We start from the raw sequence: 11,960 nt of genomic DNA, 5'->3' as shown, positions 1-11,960 counted from the left end.
CCCCGATGACCATGGATATTCAAGTAGCGGAGGGCGACGTCGAACGTCTCTCCCTGCGCGACTACACCGAAAAAGCGTACCTCGACTACTCGATGTACGTCATTCTAGACCGTGCGCTGCCCAATATCGGCGACGGTATGAAGCCCGTTCAGCGCCGCATCATTTACGCCATGCGGGAGCTGGCGTTGCATGCCAACGCCAAGTACAAAAAATCGGCGCGTACCGTTGGTGACGTGCTGGGTAAGTTTCATCCTCATGGCGACAGCGCCTGCTATGAAGCCATGGTGCTGATGGCGCAGCCGTTTAGCTACCGCTATCCGTTGGTGGATGGTCAAGGCAACTGGGGTAGTCCCGACGATCCCAAATCCTTCGCCGCCATGCGCTACACCGAGGCCAAGCTTTCCAAGTTCGCCGAAGTGCTGCTGGGTGAACTGGGCCAAGGCACCGTCGATTGGGCCCCCAACTTCGACGGCACCATGCAGGAACCGCTGGTACTGCCAGCCAAGTTACCCCATGTGCTGCTCAACGGCGGTACCGGGATTGCCGTCGGCATGGCCACCGATATTCCGCCGCACAACGTGTCGGAAGTGGTCGAAGCCACCTGCCATCTGCTGCGCAACCCCAAGGCGACCACTGCCGATTTAATGGAATTCGTGCCTGCGCCGGATTTCCCTACCGATGCGGAAATTATTACCCCGCCTGCGGACCTGCGTAAGCTCTACGAATCAGGCCGCGGCTCGGTCAAACTGCGCGCCCGCTACATCCGCGAAGAAGCCAATATCGTTATTACCTCGGTGCCCTATCAGGTTAGTGGCGCCAAGGTGCTAGAGCAGATCGCCGCGCAAATGCAGGCCAAAAAGCTGCCCATGGTGGCCGACCTGCGCGATGAGTCGACTCATGAAGAGCCGACCCGGCTGGTCATTGAGCCGCGCTCCAACCGCATTGACGTTGAATCGCTGATGGCGCACCTGTTCGCCACCACCGACTTGGAAAAAAACGTGCGGGTGAACATGAACGTGATCGGCCTGGATGGGCGCCCACGGGTCATGCCGCTGCCGGAAATGCTGGGCGAATGGCTACAGTTCCGCCGTAGCACGGTGCGTCGCCGTTTAGAGCACCGCCTAGGCAAAGTCGAAGATCGCTTACATATCCTGGAAGGCCTGCTGATTGCCTACCTCGATCTTGACGAAGTGATCCGCATTATTCGTGAAGAGGATGATCCGAAAGCCTCGCTGATGGCGACCTTTAGCCTCTCCGAGCGCCAAGCGGAAGCCATTTTAGAGCTGCGCCTGCGTCATCTTGCCAAACTTGAAGAGATGAAAATTCGCGGTGAGCAGGATGAGCTGGAAAAAGAGCGCAAATATTTAGAAGGTCTGCTGGGCAGCGAAGCCAAGCTCACAACGCTGATCGAAAAAGAGATTCGCGCAGCGGGTAAAGAGCATGGTGATGAGCGCCGCTCACCGTTGGTTGAACGGGCAGAGTCCAAGGCCCTGTCTGAAGTAGAGCTGCTAGGCGCTGACCCGATTACCGTGGTGCTCTCGGATAAAGGCTGGATTCGTGCGGCCAAGGGGCATGATATCGACCCCGAAGGGCTCTCCTATAAAGCCGGGGATAGTTTCCAACTGGCGGCAAAAGGTAAAACCAACCAGCCGCTGGTGCTACTGGACGATACCGGGCGTGCCTATACGCTGTCTGCGCATAACTTACCCAGTGCGCGGGGCCAGGGTGAGCCGGTTACCGGGCGTGCTAACGTTGCCGCTGGAGCGAAAATGGCGGGGCTGATGTTTGCGCCACCGGAACGGCGCTTCGTACTTGCCACTGATGGCGGCTATGGCTTTGTGGCGCGGCTTGATACGCTCACCGGTAAAAACAAAGCCGGTAAAGCGGTACTTAGCCTGCCCAAGGGCTGCAATGTCATGGCGCCAGTGGAAGTGCCTGAGGGCGACGAGGAACTGTGGGTGGCTTCTGTTTCAAATGAGGGCCGACTGCTGCTGTTCCCCTTGGATCAGTTACCCGAGATGTCTAAAGGTAAGGGCAATAAAATGCTCGATATCCCAGGCCCACGAGCCGCCCGCCGGGAGGAGTTTGTTACCGGCATTGTGGTGCTTGCCGCCAGTGATGCGCTGTTGATCCATGCAGGCAAGCGCAAGCTGACACTAAAAGCCGACGACTTGGCATACTATCGCGGTGAGCGTGGTCGGCGAGGTAGCAAGCTGCCCCGCGGCTTCCAGAAAGTAGATCGACTAGAGGCAGGGGAGTAAGTAATGGCACGCGGTGATTTGATCCTAACCGTACTAGCGTCGGATTTAACCGCCGACATTCAAGCGCAGGTAGATGCTCTCATTACCCAGTTTAATCTGAACGTGGAGAGTACCCAGCGGCTTGCCGATGTCTCATTTCAGTCAGGTGAAGGCATCGACTGTATTGAATACTGCTTGTCTGGTGACGCAGATAGCAAAGCAGTGCGCGACGCCGCGCTTTTGCTGAGTGAAACGCTGGGTATTGATATCGTTGCCCAACCTGATACTCGCGATCACGTGCAGCCCCGTTTGGTCTGTTTCGATATGGACTCCACGTTGATTAAAGCTGAGGTGATTGATGAGCTGGCTCGCCGCCATGGCGTGGGTGAAGAAGTCGCCGAAGTCACCGAGCGTGCCATGCGTGGGGAGCTTGATTTCAAGGCGAGCTTTCGCGAGCGGATGAGCAAACTGGTCGGTTTGGATGAGTCGGTGCTGGCGGAAATCGCTGAGGAGCTGCCGCTGATGGAGGGCGTTGAACGCCTGATGGTCAATCTAAAGCGGTTAGGCTATCGCACCGCCATACTCTCCGGCGGCTTTACCTACTTTGCTCTCCACTTACAAAAGAAGCTTGGCTTTGACGAGATCCATGCCAATGAGCTGATCATCGAAAATGGCAAAGTGACCGGCGAAGTAAGCGAACCAATCGTGGATGCTGATCGCAAAGCTGAACTGCTCGAAGTCATCGCACTACGGCAGGGTTTTACCCTCGATCAGACGATAGCCGTGGGTGACGGTGCCAACGATCTTAAGATGCTTGCCAAAGCGGGGATGGGCATTGCGTTTCGGGCCAAGCCGTTGGTGCGTGCCCAAGCGTGTCAGGCGATCTCGACATCGGGTCTTGACGGTGTGCTCTACCTGCTCGGCTATCAGCAGCAGGATTTAACACCGTAGAGCAGTATAAAAGTAGGAAGTATAAGAGTGGGCAGTAAAAAAGCGGGTGGTGCTTTCCAGCACCACCCGCTTTTTATTTTATGCCGATTCAGCCATGGCCCTTATCGGGGTGCGGTACCGGTTTGTCGCCGACTTCTTCAGCCCTTAACTCGACCGGATGCCCCTGAGTCTTGACCGCATGCTTCAATCGCAGGTGTAAGCCAGATTTGGCCAGCAGGTGGGCGCTGACGGGGGCGGTAATAAACAGGAAAAGCGTAATCAGCAGTTCTTGGATATCCGGTTTGCCGTCCACGCTCCAGAAATACAGCATCGAAGCGATGAGCATGCAGCCGATGCCCAAGGTGGTGGCCTTGGTGGGGCCATGCAGGCGCATATAGAAATCGCGCAGGTGCGCCATCCCCAGCGAACCGATAAAGACAAAGATCCCGCCAGCGATCAGCAGCAGTGAAATAAGTGCTTCAACGATTACTGACATAGATCCCCCTGGCTGATATTCATCGTTCGATAGCTCCTGTTAATCATTCAATGATGTCTCCGCGCAGAATATATTTGCACACCGCTACGGTGCTGATAAAACCTAACATCGCGATCAACAGCGCTGACTCGAAATACGTTTTGCTGTTCAGCCACAGTCCCAGCAGTACGATAAGCGCAATGGAGTTAACGTACATGGTGTCTAACGCGAGTACGCGATCAGGCAAGCTGGGCCCAATGGTCAGGCGGTAAAGGTTCATCAACAGCGCCATCACGACCAGCGCTAAGGTGATATAGAGTGCAGTGCTTAACATTCGTAGATCTCCTTAAGTGGGCGTTCATAGCGCTCGCGAATCTGGTTAATCAGCGCTTCCTCATCGTCCACGTTCAAGGCGTGAATTAGCAGTGATTTACCATCCATGCGCAGATTGGCCGACACGGTGCCCGGTGTCAGGCTGATCGTGCTGGCGAGCAGCGTGATGGTGAACCGCTCCTCTAGCATTAGCGGGTATTCAATAAAATGGGGTTTAAGCTTGCGCCATGGGTTGGCAATTAGATAAGCCACTTCAAAGTTCGCGGTGATGATGTCGCCCAGCACACGGAAGATAAAACGCAGCAAGGCAAAGGGTTTGGCGATAAGAGGCCGTGCATCCCAAAACCGATGGGTCAGTAGGGGAATCAAAATAGCTAATGAGCCGCCTAACACGAACTGACCAAACGCGTAGCTGCGTACTAACAACAGCCACACAACGAGTAGCAGTATCGATAATACAGGCGTGGGTAGCCAGGAGCGCGGGGCGATCATTGGGCATCTCCAGCAGCATTGGGTAGTAGCGTGCGAATCAGCACCTGAGGGTTGGCTAATTGGTCAGCGGTCGCTTGAGTGTAGCTGCTCACCGGCCCAGCCAGTGCAACTAACAGCGGCGCTGCGCTAAGCAGCCAGATAACGCCAAACCACTGGCGACGTGGCAATGGTGAACCACTCACGTTGCCACGATGGCTACGCCAAAACAGCGTAGAGCCAGCACGGGAAAGCGCAACCAGCGAGGCTAGGCTGGTCAACAGCAGTAACGGCCAAAGCCAAAGACGCTGCGTGCCTTCGGCAGCATTAAGCATTAATGCCTTGCCGATAGCGCCTGAAAACGGCGGAACGCCAGCGACGGCGATGGCGCCTACAAAAAATAGCATGGCGAGCCCCGCGCCCTGAACCATCGGACGGCCCTTTACCAGGCGCGTCCCCGCTTTACCACGTTGCAGGCCGATCATTTCCGCCAACAGGAACAAACCACCGGTAACCAGCGTGGTGTGGATCAGGTAATAGAGCAGGGCCGAGACAGCCTGAGGTGAGCGCATGCCGATACCCGCCAGCAGCGTGCCAACGGATACCAACACCAAATAAGCCACCAGCAAGCGCAAATCTCGTGCGGCCATTACGCCGACACCAGCGGCCGCCAAAGTGGCAAGCGAGAGCCACCAAATCCAAGGTTGCTCCAGTGCTTCCAGCCCGCCAGCGGTGTCGCCAAACAGCAGTGAATAGACACGCAGAATAGCGTAGATACCTACCTTGGTCATGATGGCAAACAGCGCTGCTACCGGCGCAGGCGCGGATGCGTAGGCTTTGGGTAGCCAGAAATAGAGAGGCAGGATGGCGGCTTTTAACCCAAACACCACCAGTAGCATTAATGCGCCGGCGGTGACTAAGCCTTCACGCTCTGCGGGCAGTTCAGCCACGCGGATTGCCATATCGGCCATATTAAGTGTGCCCGTGGCACCATACAGAATCCCCACCGCGATGAGGAACAGCGACGAGCCTGCCAGGTTGAGAACCACGTAGTGGACGCTGGCTTGAATGCGCGCTTTTCCTCCGCCGTGCAAAAGCAGCGCGTAAGAGGCCAGTAGCAGTACTTCAAAAAAGACGAACAGGTTAAACAAATCACCGGTTAAAAAGGCGCCGTTGATGCCCAACAGCTGCCACTGAAAAAGGCCATGAAAGTTACTGCCTTTTTCATCATCCCCCGCGCAGGCAAACACAACGGCGCCAACCGCTAAAACAGCGGTGACCAGCAGCATCAGTGCTGACAGGCGATCCAGTACTAGCACAATGCCGAACGGTGCTTGCCAATCGCCCAGGGCATAATAAGTCACCTGATCACTGGCGGCTTGGCGCAAAAGGCCTATTGCAACCAGCAGTAATAACACGGTGGCGGCAACGCTGACGGCACGCTTATAGCGCACTAAGCCTTGCCGTTGATAGAGCAGTAATATACCCGCCACTAGCGGTAAAACGACAGGAAAAACAATCAGGTGCTGCATCATTCTCGGTCTTCCTTTTTACCGTCGACGTGGTCGTTACCCACTTCACTGCGCGCCCGCATGGCTAGAATCACCACGAATGCGGTCATCGCAAACCCGATAACAATGGCCGTGAGCACTAGCGCCTGGGGGAGTGGGTCGGCATAGCTCGTTCCTTCAGACACGATGGCGGGCCCATCAGTGGTGAGCCCCCCCATCGAAAACAGAAACAAATTCACTGCGTATGAGAGCAGCGTTAGGCCGACCACCACCGGAAAAGTGCGGCCTCGCAAGGTCAAGTAGAGACCGCAGGCGGTCAAGACGCCGGTGGTCATTGCATAGAGCAGTTCCATTAGCGAGGCTCCTTAGCAGAAGAGGTTGCAGCAGCGGCATCGGTGTCTTTTTCTGAGGCTTCGGTCACCGGTCGGTGCGCCGTAGTGACTTTGCCAAGGTTGGCCAAAATCATCAGCGTGGCGCCTACCACTGCTAAGTACACGCCCAGATCAAAGAGCAGTGCGGTGGCCAATTCAAAGGTACCGATCAGCGGTAGGCTGAAGTAGCCAAAGGCAGAGGTGAGGAACGGATGACCAAACAGCCAGCTACCCAGCCCCGTGAGCGTAGCAACGGCGACCCCGATAACGGCTACCGGTTGGAAAGGGAAATCCAGACGCTCTTGCGCCCACTCCACGCCACGCGCCATATACAACAGAATGAGGGCGACTGCGGTAATCAGGCCGGCAATAAACCCACCGCCCGGCTGATTGTGGCCACGCAGGAAGATAAATGCAGAGACCAGGAGCGCCAGCGGCAGCAGTGTCATTGAAATCGACGTTAGCACCGCCGGATAGCGGTCGGGTGACCATACCCGTCCCTCACCGTCACTGTGTGGCATAAACAGGCGTAAGCGGTTGAGCAGCTTAAAGATCGCTAGACCCGCGATAGCCAATACGGTGATCTCCCCTAAAGTATCGAAACCACGGAAGTCGACTAGAATGACGTTGACGACGTTGTAGCCCCCACCACCGGGCTTACTGTTTTCCACAAAGAAACTGGAAATCGACAGTGTATCGCGCGTCATAACGGCGTAGTTAAGGCTGGCAATCACTAAGCCAAGCGAGCCAGCCAGCAGCATGTCGCGAACGTTGCGTAGTGGGCTGGATTCACGCGGCGTTTTTTGTGGTAAGAAAAATAGCGCTAGCATCAGCAGAATCATGGTCACAACTTCCACAGAAAGCTGTGTCAGCGCTAGATCGGGTGCCGAGAAACGGGCAAAGGTCAGTGCAACGAATAGCCCCACTACCGACAGCATCAATAGCGAAATCAACCGGTAGCGATGGGTGGCGGCGGTCGCCACGCCACCAAACATCAGCATCACAGCACCTAGAATAAGAATGCCGTCCAGCGGCTGATTTCCTGCTGCGCCGGTCAAGTCGGTGATTTGAACAAGGCCAAGACCCCCCATTATCAGCGCTGCTAGCCATAGCCAGCCCACATAGCGTTGAAGCGAATTGCCTTCCAGAGCCGCAATCAGTTGCTCAGCGCGATAGCCGATCGAGATAAGAATGCGCTCAAAAACGCGTCGGGCGTCAATGCCTGCAAATTGTTGCGTAAATCGGCGCACATCACCATGGCGCCAATACAGCGCAATCCCGACGACAAAGGCCAGCAAGCTCATGATGAGCGGTAGATTAACGCCGTGCCAGATAGCCAGATGAAAATCGAGCGGACTTCCAATCACCGCTTCGCTGGCAAGGTCTAACAACCCTGTGGCCATAAATGCCGGGAAAAGGCCGACCACCACACAAAGCACCACTAATATTTCAACCGGCAGGCGCATCAAATGGGGCGGTTCATGGGGCGTTTTGGGCGGTTCTTCACGGGCAGGTTTGAAAAAGACGGCGTGTACTAAACGCAGCGAATAAGCGACCGAGAGAATGCCGCCAAGGGCCGCTAGCGCGGGTAATAGCCAGCTCACCCCACCCAAAACGGGCGTTGCTAGCGACTCGGTAAAGAACATCTCTTTGGATAAAAAGCCATTGAATAGCGGCACGCCCGCCATGGCGGCAGCCGCCAGCGTGGTCAAGAGCGCCGTGACAGGCATGGCTTTTTTCAGGCTACCCAGCTGCTTTAGCTCCCGGGTGCCGGTTTCATGATCGATAATGCCTGCACTCATAAACAGAGCGGCTTTGAAAGTAGCGTGATTGAGGATATGGAACAGTGCAGCCAGGATCGCCATGGGGCTGCCAATGCCTAACAGTACCGTGATCAAACCTAAATGACTGACCGTGGAGAACGCTAAAATGCCCTTCAGGTCGGTCTTCATCAAAGCAAACCAAGCGCCGTACAGCATGGTGACGATGCCGACGAGTGAAACGACCACGCTCCACAGTTCACTGCCAGCGATGGCAGGGTGCAGCCGCGCCATCAGGAAAATGCCCGCTTTAACCATCGTCGCCGAGTGGAGATATGCCGATACTGGCGTGGGCGCCGCCATCGCATGGGGTAACCAAAAATGGAAAGGAAACTGTGCGGATTTGGTAAAGGCCCCCAGCAGAACCAAACCGAGCATGAGCGGGTAGCGCGGATCGGCAAGAATGACGTCTCCGCTGGCTAACACATCGCCCATATTGAAGCTGCCCGCCATATCGCCTAGCAGCAGTAAACCAGCCAGTAGAGCAAGGCCGCCCGCGCCGGTTACCGTTAGCGCCATACGGGCACCTTTGCGCGCATCACTGCGGTAGGACCAGTAACCGATCAGTAAAAACGAGGAAAGGCTGGTTAACTCCCAGAATAGCCATAGCAGAATCAGGTTGTCCGACATTGAAATACCGACCATTGACGCCATAAAAAGCATCAGGAAGGCGTAGAATCGGCCAAAGGGTTCATCTTTTGCTAAGTAGTAGTGGGCATACAGAATAATCAGTAGGCCAATGCCCAGTATCAGCAAATTAAACAGTAGCGATAGCCCATCGAGGCGGAACGCTAAGTCCAGCGCCAACTCAGGCATCCAAGTAGCCGAAAAACGTAGTTGCTCACCGTCTAGCAGAGCTGGCACGTTGAGTAGCGTCATTACTAAAGCGGTCGCTGGCAGCACTGCCGTCGCAAGTGAACAGAAGCTGCGACCACGCTGTGCGGTAAGTACCGGTACCAGCACGCCTAGCAGAGGCAATAAGGCTATCCAAAGCAGTGTCATGGGCGTCCATCCAGCGCTAAAATAAAAGTCAAAAGAGTACCAGCAGGGCGCTTTAAAGGCGTTCTGATGGCTTAGGATACTTCAAGTGAAACAAGAGCATATCACTTGTGTAGCATGTGTGTAGTTTTAGTATAAAGTTTGCTGGTTAACCTATGAGAGATCTGTCGTTCCATGAGTGAGTCCTTTACTACCTGGCAAGTCCGTTTTGAAAAGCTGCGATCTAATAAAATTTTCGAGGCGGTCGTCATTTCCATCATCGTTATTTCCGCCCTGGTGATAGGGGCCAAGACTTATGAGGAAACGACTAAAATTGAACAGTGGCTGCTCTATCTTGATATCGCAGTAACGATTTTTTTCCTGGTGGAAATTTTAATCAGGATGGCGGCTGAACGCACGCTTCTTAGTTTTTTTAAAAAAGGTTGGAATGTTTTTGACTTCCTTATCGTGACGGCCAGCTTAATTCCCATGGATGATTCTGAAATGGTGCTGCTGGCTAGACTGCTGCGTATTTTCAGGGTGCTGCGTTTAGTGTCGATGATTCCCGAGTTGCAGATGCTGCTTGGGGCGTTGGTGAAGTCGGTTCCTCGTATGGGCTATGTCGTGCTGCTGATGTTCATCATTTTTTATATCTACGCCGCCCTAGGTAGCTTTCTCTTTCATAATGTCGATGACTTTTTATGGGGCAATATTTCTGTTTCGATGCTCACGCTGTTCCGTATTGCCACGTTTGAGGATTGGACCGATGTCATGTACGCCACGCAAGAGGTGTATGCGTGGAGCTGGATCTATTATTTAACGTTTATATTTCTGACCGCGTTTATTTTTCTCAATATGATGATTGGTATCGTGCTGGATGTGATGCAAAAAGAGAGCGCCTTACTCGATTTGAGTAACGACGAGGGCGATGCCGCTCAGGTGCAGGGGCTGCGCGCCGACGTGCGTGATTTGCGTGCCCAGCTTGACCGCATGGAGGCAGCACTCGCGCAGCCACACTCGTCCCGTGCGCCATCCCATCAAGCTATGGGCAGTAACCACATCGAAAAGCCCACAAACGATTAATGCTAGGAGAGCCGCCATGATGTTGTCTGACCCCGCCAAAAAGTACCGCCCCTTTGTGGCCGTTGATCTACCTGACCGCCAGTGGCCGAGCCAGCGCATTGAAGCGCCTGTCTGGTGTAGCGTGGATCTGCGTGACGGTAATCAATCGCTGATTGATCCGATGGATCAGGAGCGTAAGCAGCGCTTGTTCGACATGCTGTTGAATGTTGGCTTTAAGCAGATTGAAGTCGGCTTTCCCTCGGCCTCACAAACCGATTTTGATTTTGTACGTTCGTTGATTGAGCAGGATAAAATCCCTGAGGATGTAACCATTCAAGTGCTCACCCAGGCGCGCCCGCACTTGATTGAGCGCACCTTTGAGGCACTTCAAGGCGCTAAAAACGCTATCGTCCACGTTTATAACGCCACTGACCCGATGTTTCGCCGGGTGGTGTTTAACGTCGACAAGGCCGAGTGTGTGCAAATCGCCGTAGAGGCTACCCAACAGATTCGCGCGCAGATGGAAGCAGCACCGCAAACCAATTGGACGTTTCAGTACTCCCCAGAGCTCTTCACCACCACCGAGATGGATTTCGCCGTTGAGATCGTTGAAGCGGTCATGGAAGCCTATGGCACCAGTGGTGATAAGCCGATGATCGTGAACCTGCCTGCCACGGTAGAAGTCGCTACACCCAATAACTATGCCGACCAAATTGAGTGGTTCTGTCGCAACGTCAAAAATCGTGATCATCTGATTGTTAGCGTTCACCCGCATAACGACCGCGGCACCGGCGTGGCGGCAGCAGAATTGACGCTAATGGCGGGAGCTGACCGCGTCGAGGGCACCCTGTTTGGTAACGGCGAACGTACTGGCAACGTCGATATCGTCACGCTTGCCATGAACATGTATACCCAGGGTGTTCATCCGCAGCTCGATTTTTCCAATATCACCCCGATCATGCGTGAAGTGGAGTACTGCAACCAACTGCCCGTGCATCCGCGCCACCCTTATGTGGGCGATCTGGTGTTCACGGCTTTTTCTGGTTCGCATCAGGACGCTATTAAGAAAGGCATGGCCGATCGCCGTGCGAATCCTGACGCCGTGTGGGATGTGCCTTATCTGCCCATCGATCCGCTCGACGTGGGCCGTAGTTACGAAGCCGTTATCCGGGTGAACAGCCAATCGGGTAAAGGCGGTATTTCTTACCTGCTTGAGCAGGAGCATGGCATTGAGTTGCCGCGTCGCCTCTCTATTGAGTTCAGCCAGGTGGTGCAGGAAGTGGCTGAACGCACCGGGCGCGAGATCACTTCTCAGATGATCTACCAAGCGTTCGCCGATGAGTATCTGGAGCAGCGAGCCCCCTTTGGGTTGGTGAGTCATCGGCTCTCATCCGAACCTGACAGCCCCAAAGTGACGCTGGAGGCCATCGTTGAGACTGAGGGTAGTCGCCAGACGCTCAGCGGTGAAGGCAATGGCCCGCTAGCCGCCTTTGTTAAAGCGCTGGCTGCCGCCGGGCACGATGTGGAAATCATTGACTACCACGAGCACTCCCGCGGCCAAGGCGCCGATGCCGAGGCAATCGCTTACGTAGAAGTACGTATCGATGGTAAAGCAGTGTTCGGCGTGGGCACTGACGAAAGCATCACCAGTGCTTCCATGAAAGGGGTGCTTAGTGCGATCAATCGCCATCACTCCACCCAACCCGCGGCGGCCAACGTGACGGCTGAGACACTGGGGTAACGCCCGGGTTATCCCTTTAGTGAGGCAAAAG

The 11,960-nt window shown here is 54.9% G+C and carries 10 protein-coding genes; 4 read left to right on the top strand and 6 right to left on the bottom strand.

Going from position 1 to position 11,960, the window contains the following annotated elements:
- The first annotated feature begins 5 nt into the window (after positions 1-5).
- Both parC and serB read left to right on the top strand, forming a co-directional pair.
- Positions 6-2,261 carry a DNA topoisomerase IV subunit A gene (gene parC, locus V8L71_RS01355; RefSeq protein WP_336272985.1) on the top strand — a complete coding sequence of 752 codons (2,256 nt, stop codon included), beginning with the start codon at positions 6-8 and terminating at the stop codon, positions 2,259-2,261.
- A 3-nt stretch (positions 2,262-2,264) separates the two neighbouring features.
- Positions 2,265-3,191: a phosphoserine phosphatase SerB gene (serB, locus tag V8L71_RS01350; RefSeq protein ID WP_336272983.1), complete on the top strand. Its 927-nt coding sequence runs from the start codon at positions 2,265-2,267 to the stop codon at positions 3,189-3,191.
- A gap of 88 nt (positions 3,192-3,279) precedes the next feature.
- Here serB and V8L71_RS01345 read toward each other — a convergent pair whose 3' ends face one another.
- The 6 genes from V8L71_RS01345 to V8L71_RS01320 are packed head-to-tail and all read right to left on the bottom strand — an operon-like array spanning position 3,280 to position 9,150.
- Positions 3,280-3,666 carry a Na+/H+ antiporter subunit G gene (locus tag V8L71_RS01345; protein WP_008958593.1) on the bottom strand — a complete coding sequence of 129 codons (387 nt, stop codon included), beginning with the start codon at positions 3,664-3,666 and terminating at the stop codon, positions 3,280-3,282.
- 43 nt (positions 3,667-3,709) lie between these two features.
- Entirely contained in the window at positions 3,710-3,979 is a 270-nt protein-coding gene (locus V8L71_RS01340) for a K+/H+ antiporter subunit F (protein WP_336272981.1), read from the bottom strand.
- Positions 3,973-4,470 (bottom strand): Na+/H+ antiporter subunit E, encoded by a 498-nt coding sequence (locus tag V8L71_RS01335; protein ID WP_008958595.1) that lies wholly within the window; start codon positions 4,468-4,470, stop codon positions 3,973-3,975. Before V8L71_RS01335 ends, V8L71_RS01340 begins: the two co-directional genes overlap by 7 nt.
- On the bottom strand, positions 4,467-5,981 hold the full coding sequence (locus tag V8L71_RS01330; protein WP_336272980.1) for a monovalent cation/H+ antiporter subunit D: 1,515 nt from the start codon (positions 5,979-5,981) through the stop codon (positions 4,467-4,469). The genes V8L71_RS01335 and V8L71_RS01330 overlap by 4 nt, the downstream gene beginning before the upstream one ends.
- Positions 5,978-6,310: a Na+/H+ antiporter subunit C gene (locus tag V8L71_RS01325; protein ID WP_101146281.1), complete on the bottom strand. Its 333-nt coding sequence runs from the start codon at positions 6,308-6,310 to the stop codon at positions 5,978-5,980. The genes V8L71_RS01330 and V8L71_RS01325 overlap by 4 nt, the downstream gene beginning before the upstream one ends.
- Positions 6,310-9,150: a monovalent cation/H+ antiporter subunit A gene (locus tag V8L71_RS01320; RefSeq protein WP_336272979.1), complete on the bottom strand. Its 2,841-nt coding sequence runs from the start codon at positions 9,148-9,150 to the stop codon at positions 6,310-6,312. The genes V8L71_RS01325 and V8L71_RS01320 overlap by 1 nt, the downstream gene beginning before the upstream one ends.
- 171 nt (positions 9,151-9,321) lie before the next feature.
- On the opposite strand from V8L71_RS01320, the gene V8L71_RS01315 reads away from it, so the two are divergent.
- On the top strand, positions 9,322-10,209 hold the full coding sequence (locus V8L71_RS01315) for an ion transporter (protein WP_336272978.1): 888 nt from the start codon (positions 9,322-9,324) through the stop codon (positions 10,207-10,209).
- A 16-nt stretch (positions 10,210-10,225) separates the two neighbouring features.
- The gene (leuA, locus tag V8L71_RS01310) at positions 10,226-11,929 is read left to right on the top strand and encodes a 2-isopropylmalate synthase (protein ID WP_336272977.1); all 1,704 of its coding nucleotides are present in this window, start codon (positions 10,226-10,228) and stop codon (positions 11,927-11,929) included.
- Positions 11,930-11,960 lie beyond the last annotated feature (31 nt).

The sequence above is a fragment of the Vreelandella indica genome, assembly GCF_037070225.1.
GTDB lineage: Bacteria > Pseudomonadota > Gammaproteobacteria > Pseudomonadales > Halomonadaceae > Vreelandella > Vreelandella arctica.
This window is presented reverse-complemented; position numbering and strand designations above follow the sequence as displayed.

Bases quoted from the DNA above. Each gene is read 5' to 3' on its own strand.
- parC (WP_336272985.1), top strand. From the start codon at position 6: ATGACCATGGATATTCAAGTAGCGGAGGGCGACGTCGAACGTCTCTCC.
- serB (WP_336272983.1), top strand. From the start codon at position 2,265: ATGGCACGCGGTGATTTGATCCTAACCGTACTAGCGTCGGATTTAACC.
- V8L71_RS01345 (WP_008958593.1), bottom strand. From the start codon at position 3,666: ATGTCAGTAATCGTTGAAGCACTTATTTCACTGCTGCTGATCGCTGGC.
- V8L71_RS01340 (WP_336272981.1), bottom strand. From the start codon at position 3,979: ATGTTAAGCACTGCACTCTATATCACCTTAGCGCTGGTCGTGATGGCG.
- V8L71_RS01335 (WP_008958595.1), bottom strand. From the start codon at position 4,470: ATGATCGCCCCGCGCTCCTGGCTACCCACGCCTGTATTATCGATACTG.
- V8L71_RS01330 (WP_336272980.1), bottom strand. From the start codon at position 5,981: ATGATGCAGCACCTGATTGTTTTTCCTGTCGTTTTACCGCTAGTGGCG.
- V8L71_RS01325 (WP_101146281.1), bottom strand. From the start codon at position 6,310: ATGGAACTGCTCTATGCAATGACCACCGGCGTCTTGACCGCCTGCGGT.
- V8L71_RS01320 (WP_336272979.1), bottom strand. From the start codon at position 9,150: ATGACACTGCTTTGGATAGCCTTATTGCCTCTGCTAGGCGTGCTGGTA.
- V8L71_RS01315 (WP_336272978.1), top strand. From the start codon at position 9,322: ATGAGTGAGTCCTTTACTACCTGGCAAGTCCGTTTTGAAAAGCTGCGA.
- leuA (WP_336272977.1), top strand. From the start codon at position 10,226: ATGATGTTGTCTGACCCCGCCAAAAAGTACCGCCCCTTTGTGGCCGTT.